16 protein-coding genes are annotated in these 18,861 nt (G+C 64.9%); 10 read left to right on the top strand and 6 right to left on the bottom strand.

Going from position 1 to position 18,861, the window contains the following annotated elements:
* The first annotated feature begins 1 nt into the window (after nucleotide 1).
* A complete protein-coding gene (locus ACFU5M_RS05095; RefSeq protein ID WP_379043913.1) occupies nucleotides 2–1,105 on the top strand; it encodes a hypothetical protein in 1,104 nt (367 codons plus the stop codon).
* Nucleotides 1,105–2,835 carry an asparagine synthase (glutamine-hydrolyzing) gene (asnB, locus tag ACFU5M_RS05100; protein ID WP_379043916.1) on the top strand — a complete coding sequence of 577 codons (1,731 nt, stop codon included), beginning with the start codon at nucleotides 1,105–1,107 and terminating at the stop codon, nucleotides 2,833–2,835. The genes ACFU5M_RS05095 and asnB overlap by 1 nt, the downstream gene beginning before the upstream one ends.
* A gap of 88 nt (nucleotides 2,836–2,923) precedes the next feature.
* Here asnB and ACFU5M_RS05105 read toward each other — a convergent pair whose 3' ends face one another.
* The 4 genes from ACFU5M_RS05105 to ACFU5M_RS05120 are packed head-to-tail and all read right to left on the bottom strand — an operon-like array spanning nucleotide 2,924 to nucleotide 7,091.
* On the bottom strand, nucleotides 2,924–3,973 hold the full coding sequence (locus tag ACFU5M_RS05105) for an aminoglycoside phosphotransferase family protein (RefSeq protein ID WP_379043919.1): 1,050 nt from the start codon (nucleotides 3,971–3,973) through the stop codon (nucleotides 2,924–2,926).
* Nucleotides 3,970–4,602 (bottom strand): AAA family ATPase, encoded by a 633-nt coding sequence (locus tag ACFU5M_RS05110; RefSeq protein WP_379043922.1) that lies wholly within the window; start codon nucleotides 4,600–4,602, stop codon nucleotides 3,970–3,972. Before ACFU5M_RS05110 ends, ACFU5M_RS05105 begins: the two co-directional genes overlap by 4 nt.
* A gap of 7 nt (nucleotides 4,603–4,609) precedes the next feature.
* A complete protein-coding gene (locus tag ACFU5M_RS05115) occupies nucleotides 4,610–5,638 on the bottom strand; it encodes a hypothetical protein (protein WP_379043925.1) in 1,029 nt (342 codons plus the stop codon).
* Nucleotides 5,639–5,645: 7 nt separating this feature from the next.
* Nucleotides 5,646–7,091 (bottom strand): methionine adenosyltransferase, encoded by a 1,446-nt coding sequence (locus tag ACFU5M_RS05120; protein WP_379043928.1) that lies wholly within the window; start codon nucleotides 7,089–7,091, stop codon nucleotides 5,646–5,648.
* A gap of 202 nt (nucleotides 7,092–7,293) precedes the next feature.
* Here ACFU5M_RS05120 and ACFU5M_RS05125 point away from each other — a divergent pair, with 202 nt between their 5' ends.
* The 5 genes from ACFU5M_RS05125 to ACFU5M_RS05145 are packed head-to-tail and all read left to right on the top strand — an operon-like array spanning nucleotide 7,294 to nucleotide 12,086.
* Complete coding sequence (locus ACFU5M_RS05125) at nucleotides 7,294–8,697, top strand: class I adenylate-forming enzyme family protein (RefSeq protein WP_379043931.1); 1,404 nt, start codon at nucleotides 7,294–7,296, stop codon at nucleotides 8,695–8,697.
* On the top strand, nucleotides 8,690–9,925 hold the full coding sequence (locus tag ACFU5M_RS05130) for a type III PLP-dependent enzyme (RefSeq protein WP_379043934.1): 1,236 nt from the start codon (nucleotides 8,690–8,692) through the stop codon (nucleotides 9,923–9,925). The genes ACFU5M_RS05125 and ACFU5M_RS05130 overlap by 8 nt, the downstream gene beginning before the upstream one ends.
* Nucleotides 9,922–11,142 (top strand): acyl-CoA dehydrogenase family protein, encoded by a 1,221-nt coding sequence (locus ACFU5M_RS05135; protein WP_379043937.1) that lies wholly within the window; start codon nucleotides 9,922–9,924, stop codon nucleotides 11,140–11,142. The genes ACFU5M_RS05130 and ACFU5M_RS05135 overlap by 4 nt, the downstream gene beginning before the upstream one ends.
* A 55-nt stretch (nucleotides 11,143–11,197) precedes the next feature.
* The gene (locus ACFU5M_RS05140) at nucleotides 11,198–11,464 is read left to right on the top strand and encodes a phosphopantetheine-binding protein (RefSeq protein WP_379043940.1); all 267 of its coding nucleotides are present in this window, start codon (nucleotides 11,198–11,200) and stop codon (nucleotides 11,462–11,464) included.
* A gap of 49 nt (nucleotides 11,465–11,513) precedes the next feature.
* Complete coding sequence (locus ACFU5M_RS05145) at nucleotides 11,514–12,086, top strand: response regulator transcription factor (protein WP_379043943.1); 573 nt, start codon at nucleotides 11,514–11,516, stop codon at nucleotides 12,084–12,086.
* Between the two features lie 49 nt (nucleotides 12,087–12,135).
* Here the strand turns inward: ACFU5M_RS05145 and ACFU5M_RS05150 are convergent, their stop codons facing one another.
* Both ACFU5M_RS05150 and ACFU5M_RS05155 read right to left on the bottom strand, forming a co-directional pair.
* Nucleotides 12,136–13,272, bottom strand: a complete 1,137-nt coding sequence (locus tag ACFU5M_RS05150) for a glycosyltransferase 87 family protein (protein ID WP_379043946.1) — start codon at nucleotides 13,270–13,272, stop codon at nucleotides 12,136–12,138.
* Between the two features lie 182 nt (nucleotides 13,273–13,454).
* Nucleotides 13,455–14,459 carry a histidinol-phosphatase gene (locus tag ACFU5M_RS05155; RefSeq protein WP_379043950.1) on the bottom strand — a complete coding sequence of 335 codons (1,005 nt, stop codon included), beginning with the start codon at nucleotides 14,457–14,459 and terminating at the stop codon, nucleotides 13,455–13,457.
* A 17-nt stretch (nucleotides 14,460–14,476) separates the two neighbouring features.
* On the opposite strand from ACFU5M_RS05155, the gene ACFU5M_RS05160 reads away from it, so the two are divergent.
* Genes ACFU5M_RS05160 through ACFU5M_RS05170 form a run of 3 tightly spaced genes read left to right on the top strand, consistent with a single transcriptional unit; the run spans nucleotide 14,477 to nucleotide 18,857 of the window.
* Nucleotides 14,477–16,276: an ABC transporter ATP-binding protein gene (locus ACFU5M_RS05160; RefSeq protein WP_379043953.1), complete on the top strand. Its 1,800-nt coding sequence runs from the start codon at nucleotides 14,477–14,479 to the stop codon at nucleotides 16,274–16,276.
* On the top strand, nucleotides 16,273–18,111 hold the full coding sequence (locus tag ACFU5M_RS05165) for an ATP-binding cassette domain-containing protein (RefSeq protein WP_379043956.1): 1,839 nt from the start codon (nucleotides 16,273–16,275) through the stop codon (nucleotides 18,109–18,111). The genes ACFU5M_RS05160 and ACFU5M_RS05165 overlap by 4 nt, the downstream gene beginning before the upstream one ends.
* Nucleotides 18,108–18,857, top strand: a complete 750-nt coding sequence (locus ACFU5M_RS05170) for an SDR family NAD(P)-dependent oxidoreductase (protein WP_379043959.1) — start codon at nucleotides 18,108–18,110, stop codon at nucleotides 18,855–18,857. Before ACFU5M_RS05165 ends, ACFU5M_RS05170 begins: the two co-directional genes overlap by 4 nt.
* The last annotated feature ends 4 nt before the right edge of the window (nucleotides 18,858–18,861 follow it).

Raw genomic sequence — 18,861 nt, forward strand, 5'->3', positions numbered from 1 at the left:
GATGCTTTCCCTTCATCGGCACCTCGCCGATATCAAAGGCATGGACGACTTCGACGAGGAATCCGTGCTGGCGAAGATACACCTGGTCGAGGGTGACATCCTGATGTTGTCCGGCTCTCTGGTCGACGGCTCCGGCACCCCGTCCTCGGACTTCGATTTCTGCGTAATCGCTCGGTCGGAGGACGAACGGTTCCACCGCGACACATTTCCCCGGGAAAGCCACATGAGGTACTACACGAGTGGTGACCGGGTCAAGGCGAGCTTCGACTACCTGCCGGATAGCCTGCTCGGAGTCGACGTCGAATACTGGACGGCAGAGGCCATCTCGCAGATGATCGCCGCGCACCGAAGTCTGTATCGGCACATGGCGGGCCGCGCCCGGAAGTCGTCGGGTTTTGCGCCATCGGTTGTGGACTTCCGGCTGATGTCCCGGTTGACCTATGGCGTCGCCCTTACGAACAGCTCCGACTTCCAGCGGATAACCAGCGACCTGGTACCCGGTGAGATCGCGTACACCGCATTCCGCACAGCGGTCGGCAGCTACCCGGACTTCCGCGATCTCATCGGAATGTGGGTGCAGGACGACTACGAATCCGCATTGGTGGCGGCTCGCAAGCTCGGCGTGGACACGTTTCGCGGCCTGACACACGTCTACGGCAATACGAACCGGAACCCGAAGTACCTCGCGCGTTTTCTGTACCGGCTTCCCGCCTCGCTGTCCGAGCTGTCCACGAGATTCCGGCAGCTGAACTCCTACGGGGTGGCAGGGCCGGAGGAAGCGCCCGAAGCGATCCTCGCCTGGCTCGACCTGATCGATGCGGCATTCGCCGAGATCCGCCGTGTACGCGACGATGTCGACGCGTTCGTCGATCGCGAGCACTTCCTCGAACTGTTGAAGAGCGAGTTGCACCAGACCATGAGCTGGAACGCCGAGATCTCCAACGAGTACTGCTTCCGGGCGCGCGAGGCAGAGGACGGTCTTCCCTCGCTACGTGAATTACTGGCGGCCATGGAGAAGCGCGATGAGGCGAAGCATGCACTGCCGCTGCACCAATGGGCGGCGGGGCAGGCCACGCCCGCGGGCGAGAACAACAAGTCCGTCTGATGTGCAGGATATTCGGATACTTCGGCCGGGAGTTCGACTCGTCTCTCCTGGATGCGGCCCGAGACGCGCAGCTGTCGGGCGGGCCGGATCACCAGCACCATGTCACGGGCGACGGGTGGGCCCTTGGCTGCAATCGTCTCTCGATCCAAGACCCGCGTAGTGGATTTCAGCCCTTCACCAATGTCGACGGCTCCGTCCATCTGGTTTTCAACGGGGAGATCTACAACTTCCGAGCCATCAGGGACGAGCTGGCACGGCACGGTGTTCACGTTTCCGGCGACTCCGACGGCTCGGTCCTGCTGCCGTACTACGAACTGCACGGCGACAGTTTCGTAAGTCGGCTCGAGGGCATGTTCACCATCGCATTGGTCGACTTGCGCTCAGGCCGCAGGCTGAAGCTGTGGTGTGATCCGCTGGCTGTCAAGAGTGTGTACTACGCCGTCACCCACAACGGTGTGGCGTTCGCCTCCGAAATCCGCGGTCTGGCGGCCCTGGTGAAGGTGCCGCTCGACATCGATGCGTTCGCTGTCGACGAATATTTGAACTGGCAGTGCCTGCCGGGCAGGACGTCGCTGTATCGCGGCGTGTCGTCCCTGCTCCCGGGTGAGCGGTTGGTTTGTGACGGCCAGACCGTCGTCGACCGGTATCTGGAGTGCCCGGACCCGGCGGAAGAAGAGCACACACCGGGCCGGCTGCGGGAACTGTTGTCCGAGGAGGTGGCGTCGATGTCCGTCCAGGACAGTCCGATAGCCATTCAGCTCTCCGGTGGTCTGGACTCGAGCATCCTCGCCATGTTGCTCGCCCAGCGCCGCGATGACGTCACCGCTTTCCATGTGACCCACGAGGGCAACCATCCGTCCGACGAACTGTTCTACGCGCGGGCGGTCGCCGCACACGCCGGTATTCCGCTTCAGGTCGTCGAAGTCGCACAAGCGGAACTTCCGGAACTCCTCCCGGACCTGGTGACGACCCTCGGCATGCCGAACGCGACGCCACACGCGTTGAGCGCTTTCGTTCTGTTCCGCGCGATCTCGCAGAGCGGATTCCGGGTCTGCTTCGTAGGTGACGGAGCCGACGAGCAGTTCGGTGGTTACCGCAGGTACAGCACCGCGCTCGCGATGAGCGACGCCGCTTGGCCCTCGCGCTATCTGGATCGGCTTTCGCTGATCCCTGAGGCCGAATACCGGCAGCTCTACACTCCCGGCTACCGCGAACTGATCGACTCGAGACAGACCAGCCGCCAGCGTGCCGAGCAGTTGCTGTCCTGCCCGGCCACCTCACGACTGGAACAGATCCTCACCTTCGATCGGCTCCACAAACTGCCGAGTCTCAATTTGCGCAAGCTCGATCACCTCTCCATGGCGCACGCGGTGGAAGGCCGAGTTCCTTACTGCCAGCCACGCATCAGCGCATTCGCCCGGCACACCGACGACGCGTGGAAAGTCGCCGGCTCGCGTCGCAAGCAAATCCTCTGGGATGCCGGAGCCGGATTGATTCCACCGGTGGTTCAGGCTCGTCGCAAACAGCCGTTCACCTTTCCAGTCAGCGCGTTCATGCGGTCGGCGACGTTGTGGGACTTCGTTGTCGACGTCTTGTCGCGGCCGCGGCTGTGTTCGTCCGGTTTCCTGGACGGAGTCGCGGTGCGGAAAGTGATCGAGGAGCACCGCGCCGGTACGGACCACTCTCGCCTGCTCTGGGGCTTGATGGTTCTGGAAATGTCTCTTCCGTAACCCTGCGGCCGCGGAGCACGGCCACGAGCGTGCGGGATCTACCCGGCGTGCCGCAGTCCTTCGACCGATGTGCTCTCGAGGTCGGATTTCATCTCGGTACCCGGTGCCTGGTTCGAGTGGCGCGCCGGGCCTCGGTGACGCTCGTCGGCCGGAGATCTGAGCGCGCACCCTGCTCGAGCACTGCCGCCACGCGGGACACCACGTTCAGGTTGCGCCGGTACCGCGACCAGAAGCCGGAAATCCATTGGAGATACCACGAGGCCAGCGCCGAATCGCGCTGCTCGAGAAGAGTGAGATGGTCGGACTTCGGTAGAAACCACATCGCGCCCAGCTTCGCGAGGTCGCAGGCGTTCGCGTAAGGGAGATGCAGCACTGTGTGCATGCGTTCGAGATAGTGCTGCACCGCCGCTGGGCGCAGCACGAAGTCGCCGCGTCCTTCTCGGCAGGACAGCCACAGCGTCTTGCCGGCATCGGCCGGGCGGCGGGAGAATCCGGCCTCGTCCCAATCGATCACGGTGCGTTGCCGCGATCCACCGAAGATGAGGTTTCGGCCGTGGAGATCGCCGTGATAGACGGCGAGGCTCTCTGGCCTGGTCAAGCGCTGCGCGCTGGTTCGGAGGTCGCTGATGTGGACGTCTACCGCCTCCGCGAGATCCGGCCATTGCGCGGCCAGGAAACCGCTCGCCATGCCGCGCTCCATCCGTCGATCGGACAGCCAGGGGGACGCGTAGTCCCCGATGAGGTCGTTCGCGACTTCGATGCCCGCACCGCGCGCGGCGAGGTCACCGAGAATCTCGGTGACCTCGCCGAGGAGATGCCTCGGGTCCTCCGACGGAGCTCCTACCGAGAACGGCCGGATCGCGACCAGGACGGGATGTTCAGTATCCAGTTCATAGAACCCCAGGTCGATCAGCGGCGGATACCAGGCTGCGCCCTGTAGTGCCCTATCGACGTGCTGGATCCGCCGCAGTTCGACGGCGGAGGACCGGCTCGGGCAATGGACTTTCACCCCGACCTGCCGGTGGCCGTCGGCAACCAAGTAGGACGAGTTGACGCCTCTGCCTTCGAGAACCACGGCCTTGCCACGAGCAACGGCGACCATGACGCGCCTGATCTCGGCCCCTGGCGGAATGGTCACGAGCCGCGACCATCCGGGAGACGTTCGCTGTTGAGCCATTTCTCCACAGCGTCGATCAGTTCGAGGACCGGCGCGGCGCTGTCGAGTCGCAGGACGGGGCATCGAAGTTCGGCCATCCACCGTTCGTGTTCGGCTCGGCGGCGCCCTGAGAATTGATCGTCATCGTAGCCGCGCGCCCAGTCCATGAAATCGTGGTGAGCTGCCTCATTGCTTCCGCCCGGTTCGATCGTGTTTCCGTACCTGCGGACTTCACGGCTCAGCAAGCGGTCCATGCGTGTTCGCGGTTCGACGGTGAGAAATACGATGCCGTCGAGCAAATCGACGAGGCTGTCACCCCAACCCACCACGGATCCGGACAGAATCCAGGAGTCGCGCGGCAGGAACACCTGGTTCATCAGGGCCAGGCGCTCCTCGGCCGGGCGCTTGTGTGTGTACGGCGGCGAGGTCGGAATCCAGAAGTAGTCGTCGACGTCCGCGTGCGGTACCGACCGCAGGGAGGCCAGTGCCCGGCCCAGAGTTGTTGTACCTGACCCACTTGCCCCGGTAATGAGCAGTCGACGCGCGCGCATACGCCCTCCATCCTGTCGAATTGCCTGTGCCCCTGTCGGTACCCGCCTGGCACTGGCCATGGCAACGCTAGATCCTTCCCGACAGGTAGTCCGCCAACCGGTCGACCTGCTGGTGTACATCACGGAAGTCATATCGAAAGCGGAACGAAGGCAACGCGGTCAGAGCACGCCGTGTGCGCTCGACACTGCCGGGGGAGGGTTCGTGGCCGAAGATGTTGAGATGCTTGTTCGGTAGCCGCAGAATCCGTTCGCTCAGCAGTTCTGTGCTCGCTGCCTGCGGTACCGCGGCCAGATCCACCTCCGCCGGGTCGTCGGCCAAGCTCAGGTAGACCAGCGCGTCGACCTTCGTCGACTGCCCGATCTTCGTGTGCAGAATGTCCGCGTATTCCCACGGATACAGCAGAGCCGTGCCGTGTGGTTCGACTCCGGAGTCGCGCAGAGTCGGCAGAGTCTCGTTGGCGGGGTGCGACAGCGAGGATCGGATTTCCTCCGCTCGGTCGCGGCCGAACAGGAGTTCCAGCGTGTCCAAGCGCACCGAGATCGACCGCGGCCATCCGGTGCCGATGACGCCGGGCCGGTCCGCGTGCGCGGCGATGCTCACATCGTCGTTGCAGACCATGACGCCGGATCCGTTGAGCACGCTGGCCATGATGAACGAGGTCTTGCCCGCTCGGCTTCCTCCGACCAACGCCACACCGATGCCGTTCAACTCCACCAGTCCGGCATGGAGGAACAGCACGCCTTGCCGGCCGGCCGCGCACCGGTGCACGGCTCGTGTGGCTCGGAGAACGGACTGCGTGATCCAGGCGTCACTACGCGGTGCGACGTGGAAAAGGACTCGGTCCGCATGGTCGACCGCGTACTCCACAGCCACTTCACCTTGTGCTGTGACCGTTTCCGCCACGGTCGCGTCCAGCCGCGGCGGTGGATTCGCGACCACTCTCCAAGCCCCCGGCTCCGCGGCGCCCTGGTCCAGCGTCAGGTAGGGCGCCGCGAGGTGATGCACCTGTTCGGCCACCTCCGGTGCACAGGTCAAACCGGTGTGCGCGAAAGGTGAACGAACCGTGTACTGCCGCGTCGAACTGCTCGAGTCCATCCGAACGTCACCACATCACGATGCCGGTGTTGATCAGTCGTGCGGTGATCCCGGACACATCGGCCAAAGCGTGGTCGACAATCGCACGCAGGCGCGCCTCCTCCTCGGCGTCCGGTTCCCACCCGAGCACGCGGACGATGACCTCGTCGGGAGCACCCAGTGGAGCCTCCTTGGAGGTGAACACGTGCGTCTCGACGGAATACCCGGTCGCCTGGTGGATCTCGGCCGCGAGGTCGCGGGCAAGCACGCCGTACAACTTCCCGGTGTGGTCCAAAGGGTTCTTGCCTGCAGGTGCCTCGATGCTCATCGACCGCATCGGTGTGATCAGTCCGTTGATCCGGTTGCCCCGCCCTACCACCCCCACATCACCGGTGTCCGCGACGGACCCGAGCGCGGTCAGGTATGGCTTGCCGTTGCGATCGGTCGGATTGAGCAAGAGTTCCGGTCGCTTTTCGAGCAGTTGTTCGCTGAATATGCCGATCTGCTGCTCGCATTGCTGTTTGCGGGCGAAGTAGTGTTCCAGCGATGTGATCCGAGCCGCCAGGAACGGCATGTTGACGATCAGCTTGAACTCTTCGCCGAACCGGCTGCCGAACACCTTGACGTCCCAGCCGGTGTCCGGATTCGCCAGCTTGAACTCGGCGCCGTTGATGTACTGCTCGACGCTGAGCACCAACTGTTCGAGGCGGCTCAACGGTGCGTAACCGTGCAACAGATTGCAATCGTTGGAGACCAACCGCGGATCCCCGATCTCGACCAGGTCGTCGAGGACTTGTGGCCGATACCGGGAGCCGCCCCGGCCTGCGCCTTGATGGTCGACGATTTCGCACTGCACCCGCAGGTGCTGCTCCGGATCGAAGCCCGTGGTCACCTCCGACAGGACCTCGGCCGTGGCCGCGAAAAGCAACTCGCGCAGCGGGATCGGCTCGTCGCCGAAGGCATAGGCGCCCTTGCCGGCGAACAGCACGGTGTACGGCTTGGTCTGCACTCCGCGGCCGTAATCGATGTCGGCCTCGCCGCCGAAGAGCATCACCTTGTCGAACCAGTGGTGTGCGACTCGGCCGAATTTCTTCGAGCAGTATTCGGAATAGCGACGCGAGGCTCGTTCGGCGATGGCATCGCACATCGTATCCGGATGACCGACCCCTTTACGCTCGACGAGCTCGTACGGCAGGTCTTCGGCGCTCGCCGAAGTGTCGGGCAGAATACGAACTGCGCTGAGGTGTGCAGCGGTCACTTGATCCTCATTTCCCTGGGTGCCTGCAGCCGAATGGGCAATCGCTCTACGCCCGCAGTGGCATATCCGCTGCTCAGGGCGGTCGGCTGTAGAACAGTGCGCGCGATCCGTATTCCGGTCGTGCTCCGGATCGCTGCGACCCAGAATAGGGGTACGAGAATGCGGGGGTGCGCGAGAAAACTGATTACTAAACGAAGTCCAATCGCCCCCTAACACTGCTCTAATTCGGACATCGTGCCGTCGGTTTCGTTACTCGGCAGAGCTTCGACGCGGACGTGATCGAATACCGTCGTTCGAGCGAATTCATTGACGGGCTGCACGGTACTGGGTACGTTGTAACCATTACCGGGGAGGCAGGGGGAATATGTCCGGCGAATCAAGGCGACTTCTGGTTCACGAACTCGTCGCGAAGGCTGCCGTGCGAAGTCCTGAGACGGTGGCGGTAGCCGATATCGATGGTTCGTGGACGTACGCGGAGTTGAACGACCGCGTAACGGAATGTGCGAGAGAAATCGCCGCGGCCGGTATCGGGGTCGGTGATCGGGTCCTGATCCGTGCCACTGCCGAGCGCTGGGTGCTCGCCGCGATCTACGCCTGTTCGCGCATCGGTGCGATAGCCGTACCGCTCAATCCAGATCTGCGCCCGGCCCAGTGGGAGCAGATCCGTGCCGACGCGGAACCGGCACTCGAGTTGGACAGCCTGCGGTCGGCCGCACAGTCCGTCGCAACCGGTGCGCCGGCGCCGGTGGAGGCCTCCGATCCGGAAGCTACGGCGCTTCTGCTCTACACCTCCGGCAGCACCGCTGCCCCGAAAGCCGTTGTGTGTGCACACAGCTCGGTACTGTTCGCGACCGCGGCGATCGCCGCTCGGGTGAACTACCGCCGAGACGATGTCGTGCTGTGCCGGCTTCCGCTGTCTTTCGACTACGGTCTCTACCAGGCCTTTCTGACGGCGTTCCGCGGCGCGACGCTGGTGCTGTCCGGCCCCGGCGCGGACGCGGGTCTGCTCGCGACCATCCGCCGGTTCGGAGTGACCGTCGTGCCGGTGGTGCCGTCGCTGGCGACGATGCTGGTGCGGTTGGCGGCGCGCCGCACGGCGCCCACTATCCGGTTGTTCACCAATACCGGTCAAGAGCTGACGAAAGGGCAGATCGACGCGCTGCGCGAGACATTCCCGTCCGCCGCCGTTCAGCTGATGTACGGAACCACTGAATGTAAACGGATCACGATCGGCGATCCGGACGGCGATCTGATCCGGCCCGGCTCGGTGGGATTGCCGTTGCCAGGAACTACCGTCCGGATCGTCGATCCGGACGGCAGACCGGTGGCGCCCGGTGCTGAAGGCCAGATCACGGTTATCGGACCGCATCTCATGAACGGCTATTGGCGGGACGACGAGCTCACCGCGCGGACGTATCGCCGCGATGTCGTCACCGGCGAGCGAGTGCTCTACACCGGTGACTACGGTCACCTCGACGAGGATGGCCACTTGTACTTCCGCGGCCGGCGCGACCAGTTGTTCAAATCGCGAGGCGTGCGCACAAGCGTCGCCGAGGTCGAGGCCGCGGCACTGGCGGTGCCGGGTGTGCTGGACGCCGCTGTGCTGCCACCGCGCGGTGACGATGACGCGGTGCTGTTCGCCGTGACCGCTTCGACGCCGACCGAAGTCCTGCGCGGTTTACGAGATCGTCTGGAACCGCTCAAAGTTCCGGCCCGCTGCGTGGTGATAGCGGAGATTCCGCTCGGAGCCACGGGCAAAACCGACCGGACAGCGCTGGCCGAACTGGCCGAGGGTGCGCAGGCAGGAGTTATTCGTGCCTGACCTCGCGACTTTGATCCGCCGGTACGGGAGCCCGCTCTACGTCTATCAACTGGACGCGGTCGGCCGAGCTCTCGCAGATCTGCGCGCGGCGCTGCCCGCCCGTTCGGTGGTCTACTACTCGCTCAAGGCGAATCCGCATGTGGCGATCGCCGCGGAACTGCGGAGCCTCGGCTGCCGGGCGGAAACGAGCTCATCGGGAGAGCTGGCCGCCGCCATGCGAGCAGGCTTCCGCAGCGAGGACTGTCTCTACACCGGTCCCGGCAAGACCGATGCGGAGATCGGTGATGCCCTCGGCATCGGGGTGCGAAGGTTCTCTGCCGAATCCGCCGGTGAACTCGAGCGAATCGGGCGAGCCGCGCGGGCGCACGGTACGGAGGCGACGGTGCTGTTGCGTGTCAACGGTGACTCCGCCGGGGCCACAGGACTCCGGATGACCGGAGCCGAGTCTCAGTTCGGGGTGGCCGAGGCGCAGGTCATCGCCGATCCGGCTCGGTTCACCGGGGTACCCGGCGTTCGGTTGGCCGGCGTGCATCTGTTTCCCCTCAGCAACGCAAGCAGCGAGGAAAGCCTGATCGCGGCGTTCCGGGCCAGCATCGCGCTCGCCACGCGGTTGCGCGAACGAGCCGGTCTGCCTCTGCGCATCATCGATCTGGGCGGCGGATTCGCGGCGCCCTACGCGCGGCCGGGCCGCCGCCCGGTCTATTCCCGACTGCGGGGAGCTTTGGAAGGCATGCTGGACGAAGGCCTACCCGGCTGGCGCCACAGCGACGTGGAGATAGCCTTCGAATCCGGACGCTATCTGGTCGGCGACTGCGGTCGGTTGGTCACCACCATCCAAGACGTCAAAATCAGCGGTGACCGTACCTTCGTCGTTCTGGACGCCGGGATCAATCACCTCGGCGGCATGGCCGGACTGGGCAGGTTGGCGCGACCCTCCGCCACGCCGGACGACCTCGGCCGTACTACGAAGACGGTGACGCTGGTCGGGCCGCTGTGTACTCCCGCCGACGTGCTGGGTCGTGACGTCCAGGTATCGACTTCCGTACCGGGGGACCCACTGGTGGTGCCGAATGTCGGCGCATACGGGCTGAGCGCCAGTCTCGTGGCGTTTCTCGGCCGGCCGGCACCGGCGGAGGTCACCCTGATGGACGGCGAGGTGCGGACCGCGAGCCGGCTGCGCTTGGCGTATGACGACTTGCCCGTCACACAACCTGTGGAGGCACCATGACCAAGCCCGCTGTGCTCGCTACCGAGCTCGTGCCGGTCTTGGCGCGACATGCGGCGAAAGCCGACGTCGAGGCCGAATTCCCGCACGAGAGCGTCCAGGCGCTCCGTGCGGCCGGTCTGTTCGGTCTGCTCGTCCCGACCGAGTACGGCGGCATGGGCGCAGACCTGGGCGACATGGTCGACGTGGCGGCCGTGCTGGCCGGTGGTTGTCTGTCCACCGCCATGATCTGGGCTATGCACTGCCAGCAGGTCGACGCTGTCGTGCGACATGCGAACGGACGGTTGCGCGCCGCCCTGCTTCCGCGTATCGCCACGGAAGGCTACTACCTCGCTTCGGTGACCACCGAGCCCGGCAAAGGCGCCCACCTGTTGACCGCGCGATCCGCCATCGTCGATACGGACCAGCAGCTGGTCATCCGCAGGGAGGCCCCCGTGGTGACGGGCGGTGAAATCGCTGACGGATTTTTGGTCACCATGCGTGCGAGCGCTGACGATCCGCCCAACCGGGTAAGCCTGGTCTACCTGGACCGCAGCCAGGTCGACGCGAAGACCGTGCGCGACTGGAACGCGATGGGTATGCGCGGCACGCGAAGTGTCGGCATGGTGTTGTCCGGCACCGCCTCCGCCGATCAGGTGATCGGCCCGTCTGGAGAATTTCGCAAGGTGGCCGTGGACAGCATGATCCCGGCCGGTTATCTGGCCTGGTCGGCATGCTGGCTCGGTGCGGCGCGGGCGGCGTTGAACGGGGTGACATCGCTCATCAGATCCACCGATCGGCCGGCAGGCATCGATGCCGCAAGCGATCTCGTCCGGCACCGGCTCGCAAGGACCCGGATCGATCTCGAATTGTGTGGCGCCTATCTGCTGCAGATCCGCGGTGAAGTGCTGCACCGCAGGTGCAGCGGACGGCACATGGAAGAGTACGGCTTCCAGCTCAAGCTGGACACCCTGAAAGTGGCCTGCTCCGAGCTGACCTTCTCGGCGGTGGACCGCTTGGTCCAGCTGGGCGGAGCGATGACCGGCTACCAGCGCAACGCACCGGTGCCGCTGGAGCGGTGTTTCCGAGATCTGCGGTCGGCGAGCCTGAACTACGCCAACGACCGCCTCCTCACCGCGATCGGCGCGCTGACGCTGCTGGACGGCGCGGGACCCATCGCCGAATCGCCCACGAGCATGACGAATCCTTCGTCCTCGCGTGCCGCGGGCTCTCCTTCATGACCGTAAGCACCACCACTATTGCGCCGACCGCAATCCCAGCAAGAGAGGAGTTCACATGACCCGGCAAACGTGGACCGAACCGTTCGAAAAGACGTTGCGCGCCTACTTACCTCTGCTGTCACCCGACCAGGAGGTGACTCCGGATCTGAACCTTGCCGATCAGGGCCTCGACTCGGTGGCCACCGTCAGTCTCCTGCTCGACCTCGAAGAAGCTTTCCTGGTGACCATCCCAGACCATCTGCTCTCCGTGACCACCTTCGCGACGCCGGGCGGTCTCTGGGAAGTCATCACCGGTTTGCGAGGAGCGGAGACCAGTCGGTGACGCGTTCGGGCGATCATGGCCGCAGCGGCCCGATTCGAAGATTTCGGCTTTGATCACGGTCGCGATCGCGCTGCCGCATCCGTTGATCCGCCTCGGCATCGAATACGTGCTGGCCACCGACGAACGCTTAGGCGTCGTCGCCTCGGTCGACACCGCGGATCAGTTCGATGTGGCGGCCTGGCATCCCGATGTGGTGGTGTGCGGGCCCGATCTCGTGCCGGTACTCGGCGACAGGTGCCCCATTGTGGTGGTCGTGCCGGATGCTGCGCAGACTCCCCGCGGCGCCACTGCAGTGATCGCCTGGCGAGCGGATCCCGTACACCTCACGGCCGCCCTACTGCGTGCGGCGACCAAAGCTTCACCCAGCATCGACATCGGTCACGGGAATGGGAGAAGGGGCCTGGGTAAGCGCGAGATCGAAGCGTTGCAATGGGTCGCTCGCGGATTGACCCACCGACAGGTCGGCCGCCGGATGGGACTGACCGAAGAGACGGTCAACACATACATCAAGCGCGTCAGGTCCAAGCTCGGCGCCCACAACAAAGCCGCGTTGACCCGCCGCGCCATCGAACTGGGCTATCTCGCTGGTCATAAGAGCTTCGTCTCGGAATCCGCCGACTGAGCCGTAACGGGCTCGGATGGCCGTGAGCAAGGTCGGCCGGGCCACGGGATCAGGGGAATGAGGTTCGAGAGCGGTGAGCACTCCACACCGTCCACCCCATCATCACGCCGCCGGCGATCACGAAGCTTGCTGCGAACAATTGCTGGACCACACTCATGTGCAATTCCCCCGCCGCCTGATGGGGAACCCCCCACCAGAACAGTCTCGCGGTGAACACGACGACCGACACGAGGACCACCGTCCACGCGACGACCGAGCGTGCTTTCCAGGCCACCGTACCGACCACCATGAGCATGGGCACGATCCAGATCCAATGGTGTTCCCACGAAATCGGTGAGATCAGCAAGCCGGTGAAGGCGCATAGACATGCGCCGGCCAGCGGCGCACCACGCCGATAGAGCAGCACCGCCGCACCGAGGCCGAGCACACCGACAACCGACCCGGCGACGAGCCACACCTCGGTGACTCGAGCGGTGCCGAGCAGGCGAGCCAGCACCGACCGCAGCGATTGGTTGTACGAGTTCTGCGGCCTGCTCACCGGATTGATTCGAAACACTTTGGAGAACCAATATGTGGACGCGTCGGAAGGCAGCACGGCGAAGCTCGCCACGATGGTTGCTCCGAATGCGCCAATGGCCCACAGCGCCTGGCGGATTCGGCCGGTGCACGCGAGATAGACGACGAAGATCAGCGGAGTCAACTTCAGCCCTGCCGCGATGCCGATTCCGATGCCCTGGCCGCGTGCGCCGGAGCGAAGAAGATCCCACAGCACGATGAGCACGAGCATGGTGTTGACCTGTCCGGCCATCAGGTCGACGTCCACGGGCGTGAGCGGCAGGGCGAGCACCGTTGACCCCGCAGCCCAGCCGAGTCGGCGGCGGTGCCCCTGCATGCCGCAGTGCTGCAGGCACAATCGGATCACCGTGATGAGGCAGGCCGCCTCGATCGTATTCCACACGATCATGGCAACAGGTAAGGACGGGAGCGAGAGGGGCGCGAACAGCAGAGCCGCGAAGGGCGGATAGATGAAAGGCAGCTTCCCAGACGGTGACGCGTAGACACTGTGCCCATCCGAGAGAGCCGCGCCTGCGGCACGGTAGACCGCCAGATCCACCGCCCATAGTTCAGAGCCGCGATGGACCGCGAACTCCACGACCGCGATAGCCGCCGATACCGCTATGGTCACCGCGATCGCCACCCATCGGCTCGGCGGTGTGGCACTTCGCTCCACTGGTTGTACGGCACGGCTCATCGAGCCGCCGTCTCCGCGAGTAGAGATCGAATCGTTCGTAACCATCTGCGATACATCCCGGGGTGTGGTCGGCTCGAGATCGTCATTTCATTCCCCGTGCGGCAGAGCGCGATTTCCTACAGTGCCCGCCGTTGGCGCACGCGATCGCGGAAGACGTACCACTCTCGATAACCCAAATCGTGCAGGTGGTTGCGGACCGCTTCGAATTCTTCACCGATGCGGTCAGGCCGGTGCGCATCCGATCCGAACGTCACCTTCACGCCGTAGTAGGCAGCGCGTTCGAGTATGTCCGGCGCCGGATACCACCCGCCTACCGGCTTCGTCTTGCCGGAAGTGTTGACTTCTATCACGACATCGGACTCGGCGATATCACGTAGCATCCGATCCACGGCCGGAGTCCGGATCGCTGCGATCTCCGGGCGGTTCCCTTTGATGGCATCGATGTGCCCGAGGATATCGAACAACCCGCTACGTGCGGAACGGCCGACGGCGGCGCAGTATTTCTCCTTCTCCTCGAGCAGGTCCGCTCCGATCCAGCGTGCCGGGTCGAAGATGTCTCGCTCGCCCAGCACATGCACCGAGCCGATGATGTAGTCCAGCGGATAGCGTCGATACACCTGGCGGTACAACTCGCAGTGCTCGTCGAAGAAGTCGGACTCCACGCCGACGAGCACTGTGATGCGGTCACGGTACTCGTCGCGCAGCGCAATCGCCTCGGCGATATATCTCGGAAACTCCGACTTGGCCATCGCCACCCAGGGTTTGAAATGGTCGACCGCCTCGCCGAAGAATGGCGAATGGTCCGACAGCCCGATGGTATCGAGGCCGGCTTCGATCGCGGCCTCGATCATCTGCCGCAACGTGCCTTCGGCGTGACCACACCGTTCGTGATGCGTGTGCAGATCGAACATGGCTCCAGTCTCATCTCCATCGATATTCATCGACGGTGACAATCTTTCGGCCGCACGGTGACTTCGTCGACGTCCCAGTTCTGGGACAAGCGCTCCAGTGCTCGCGGGTGGCATGAATGACATCGACCATCGATCCGAGCCGATAGCGTGGACAAACCATGACAAACACCCGCTCGGCCACAGTAGGCCGACCGTCGAATGCGCCCGCATTCCTCCGGGATCGGGTCATGCTGCTCGCCGAACTGCGCCACGCCGGGCCGGTGGCTACCGGGGCCCTCGCCACCGTACAACTGGCGGTCAGCTCCGTCCCGGCGCTGACCGCCGTCGCATTGGAGCATCTGATCGGTCGTCTGCTCGCCGGTGCGTCGACGACGCCGGCTCTGGTCGTGTTCGGCGGGGTAGTCCTCCTCGGCCGGCTGGCGCAGACGATGTCGGCGCCTACGGCGTATCTCGTGACGCAGCGGATCGATGCCGCGCGACGCGCGGACTTGACGGAACTCGCGGCGACAAGTGCGGAACTGGGCATGTTGGAGCGGCCGCGGGTACGTGAGCTGTTGCGGATCGCGCGCGCGGACCCGGAATTCTGGGCTGAACGCACGCCGGGGCAGGGTGCTACCGCTCAACTCGACCTCCTCGCCCGGTGGGGCGGCGTGCTGGGCTCCGCCGTAGTCCTTACCGGCTTCGCTTGGTGGCTCGCTCCTTTGGTGATCGTTCCGGTGCTGATCAGCCGCTCTATCTGGCGACGCCAGTTCATGGAGCACATCGAAATCGAGCGGGCCGGTGTTCGCGCCGGGATAGCGGCGGACCATTGGCGCCGGTTGGCCATGGAGTGGACCGACGGCAAGGAGAGCCGCACGTTCGGACTGCAGGACTGGGCGGTCGATCGCTGGAAGCAAGAACTGATGGTCGTGCTGGCGCCGAAATGGAGCGCCGGTCTCCGCAGTGTGGCGGAGCAGTGGAAGATCGCCGCCATCACCGGATTGCCGTTGATGCTGGCGTTCGCGCTGGTCGTGTGGCAGGCCGGCGGGTCGGGCGGAAGTGTGGCGGCCGCTGCGGCGGTGCTGGGCGCCGGGTGGTCGATTCTCAATTTGCTCGGCTTCGCCGACGCACTGGAAATCGAAGGCGCCGTCCCGGGTTGCCGGGCATACGCGGAATTGGGTGCCGAGCTGACCGGAACAGAGGTACCAACCGGCGGATATTCGTTCGAGCAGTGCGCGACATCGGCGGCGCCTTCGGTGCGGTTCGAGGGAGTCTCTTTCGCCTATTCCGCTTCGTCACCTGGCGTGCTGGACCGGTTGGACCTCGAGATCCGGCCCGGGGAGTTGCTCGCGATCGTAGGTCTCAACGGCGCGGGGAAGTCCACTCTGATCAAACTGCTGGCGGGCCTGTATCGCCCGACCGGCGGGCGGATCACGGTGGACGGTATCGATCTGGCGCGAATCGACCAACGGGACTGGTATCGCCGGATTTCCATCGTGTTCCAGGATTTCGTCCGCTATCACTTGTCGGTATCGGACAACGTCGCGCTCGGGTACGCGGCGGTGCCGGTGGACCGGAAGCGCGCCGAGCAGGCCGCGCAAGACACCGGCTTGGGCCGAATCGTGGCCGGACTGCCGCATGGTTGGGATACTCCGCTGTCCCGGTCTCGCACCGATGGTGTCGACCTGTCCGGCGGCCAATGGCAGCAGGTGGTGTTGACCCGGGCCCTCTACGCACTGCGGGGCGGTGCTCGCCTGCTGGTGCTGGACGAGCCCACAGCGCATCTCGACGTCGAGTCGGAGTTCGAGGTATTCGAGCGACTGGCCGGCCACAAGCGGCATGCCGGAATCGTGTTGATCTCCCACCGATTGTCCACCGTGCGCTTGGCGGACCGGATCGTTCTGCTCGCCGATGGACGGATCGAGGAGGACGGTACGCACGCCGAGTTGATGGCGTCGGGCGGCGAATACGCCAGGCTCTTCACCACCCAAGCGAGACGGTTCGCCCAGGGATTCGACGACCACATCGACGCCGGAGCGACATCGTGACCCGCTATCTTCGCCTATGGGGCGAGATACTCGGCATCTCCTGGCGCCATGCGCCTGGACTGACCGCGACCGTCTTCCTCATCGAAATCGGTTCGGTCGTCGGCAATGTGGGCCTCGCGCTCGCGCTACGCTCCACCGTGGATGCCTTGGTCGCGCATCACACCGCAGTGGCCGTTATGGCGGCGGTGGCCGCGGCGACAGCGTGCGCGCTCGTCCTCGTACTCAACCGAATGCACGGACTCGTCGGGCTTTTCCTGGTCGTGGAGAAGGTCGGCGTCGTCATCGAAGACCGGCTGATGCGCGATATCGCCTATCTGGAAACGATCGAGCATCTGGAACGGAGTGACTACCTGGACCGGATCACAGTCCTGCGTGGGGCTCCGCGCCGCATCGTCGGCGGCATGTGGACCGCGGTACGCGCGTGCTTCACGATTCTCCAGCTCGTCCTCACCCTGCTGCTGCTCGGGACGGTCACTCCCTGGCTTCTGCTGTTGCTCGCCCTCGCGGTGGTTCCATTGTGGTGTGACAGCAAGGGCCGCGCACTGGAAAGCCGCGCAGAGACCGACACCGGCGAAGCGTTCCGGCTGCAACAGCACTTGTTCGAGCTCGCCACCGACGCCGACGCAGGCAAGGAGATTCGGACGGCGCAGGCAGGGCCGGTAATCGCGCGGCTGCAATCCGCGGCGATGCGAGAAGCCACCGGCGGCCGGTATGCGGCTCGGGTACGGGGAGCGCTGCTGCGTGCCGTGGGCTGGACCGTGTTCGTCACGGGGTTCAGCGCATCGCTCGTCGTGGTGACACGGATGGCCGGACCCGACGCCGCGACGGCCGGTGATGTCGTGCTCGTGGTGACACTGGCAGTCAGCCTGCAGCAGACGGTGCAAGCGGCTGTCGGGCAGCTGGCGACAACGATGAACGCGGGAAGCTTCTTGGAGCCGTATCTCTGGTTGAGGTCGTATCTCGCGGCCGAGCGGAAGGCACGCCGCGGCCACCGGCCGCCCCCGGAACGGTTACGGACCGGAATCGAATTCGAGCACGTCGGCTTCACATACTCCGGCACCGACAAGCCCGTGGTCGAGGACATCAGCGTGCTGCTGCCCGCGGGCAGCGTGGTCGCCCTGGTCGGCTCCTTCGGCTCCGGCAAGTCGACCCTGGTCAAACTGCTCGGTAAGTTCTACGAACCCCAGTCGGGCGCTATCACCGTCGACGGTGTCGATCTGCGCGACCTGAAGACCGAAGACTGGCGTCGCCGCATCAGCGCCGCCTACCAGGACTTCGGCCGGTATCCCCAGATGACGTTCGGGGAAGCCGTCGGTCTGGGCGACCTCGCCCAGCTGACCGACGAGAGAGCGGTTGCCGAGGCCGTTGCCACAGCCGACGCCGAAGGCCTGGTCCAAAGCCTGCCCGGAGGAACGGCGACTCGGCTGTCTCCGATCTACGGCGGCGTCGAACTCTCCGAGGGCCAATGGCAGAAGACCGCGCTCGCGCGTTCCGGGATGCGGTGTGATCCGCTGCTGTTCCTGCTCGACGAGCCCACCGCCTCGCTCGACGCACCCAGCGAGCACGCGATCTTTCAGCAGTACCTGCGGCGGGCGCGGCGGCTGGCGGCACGCAATGGTGCCATTACGCTCCTGGTGTCGCACCGGCTGTCGACCGTCGTCGACGCCGATTTGGTATTGGTGCTGGAGGGCGGACGAATCGTCGAAAAAGGCAGCCACGCGGAACTCCTCGTGTCCGGCGGCCGCTACAGCAGGTTGCATCGCCTGCAAGCGGATGCGTACCGGCTGGGCTCCCACCACTCCTCGTCGGCGCACCCGAGCGAGGTGGCGCGATGAGGCAGCCGTTGCCGGCTTCGACGACTCGGCCGAACGCCTTGGTGACCGGCGTTTCGCGCGGGCTCGGATGGCACATCTGTCAGGCGCTCGCGGCGGCCGGGTATCGCGTGTTGGGCGCGGGCATGGCGCGTTCGCCACAGAACGACGCTGTCGACGACTACCGGGTCATCGACCTACGAGAGCCCCTCACGACCGACTTGTTCGCATCCGAGGACGTCGACGTGTTCATCAACAACGCAGGCGTCTATCTCGACGATCCCCGCAGAGGATATGGCGATCTGTTCGACCTACGGATCGACGATCTACGGAAAACGTTCGAGGTCAACCTTTTCGGTCCCACTCAAATGGTTCTCCGATACGCACCGTGCATGATCGCACGGTCGTCCGGCCGCATCGTCTGCGTCTCGTCCGGCATGGGCAGACTCCAAGACGCCGATGGCGCGTCGTTCGCATACCGATCTTCCAAGCTGGCGATCAATTCCATGGCGCTGACCGTGGCTCGCCACTTCGCCTCCAGCCCGGGGGACCTGTCCGCCTTCTCCTACTGCCCGGGATGGATTCGCACCGAGATGGGTACGCCACTGGCCCCCGATGATCCCGAGTCCGCAGCCGGGGATCTGGTCCGGTTGCTGGCTTATCCGGCCGCCCGGTCCAACGGCAGATTTTTTCGTCGACTCGACGAACTCGGGTGGGATACACAGGGGCCGTTCGTAACGGAAGAGTCGATCGGCGCATCTACCCGGTAGGGGC

Source organism: Nocardia sp. NPDC057455 (genome assembly GCF_042802775.1).
Classification (GTDB): domain Bacteria; phylum Actinomycetota; class Actinomycetes; order Mycobacteriales; family Mycobacteriaceae; genus Nocardia.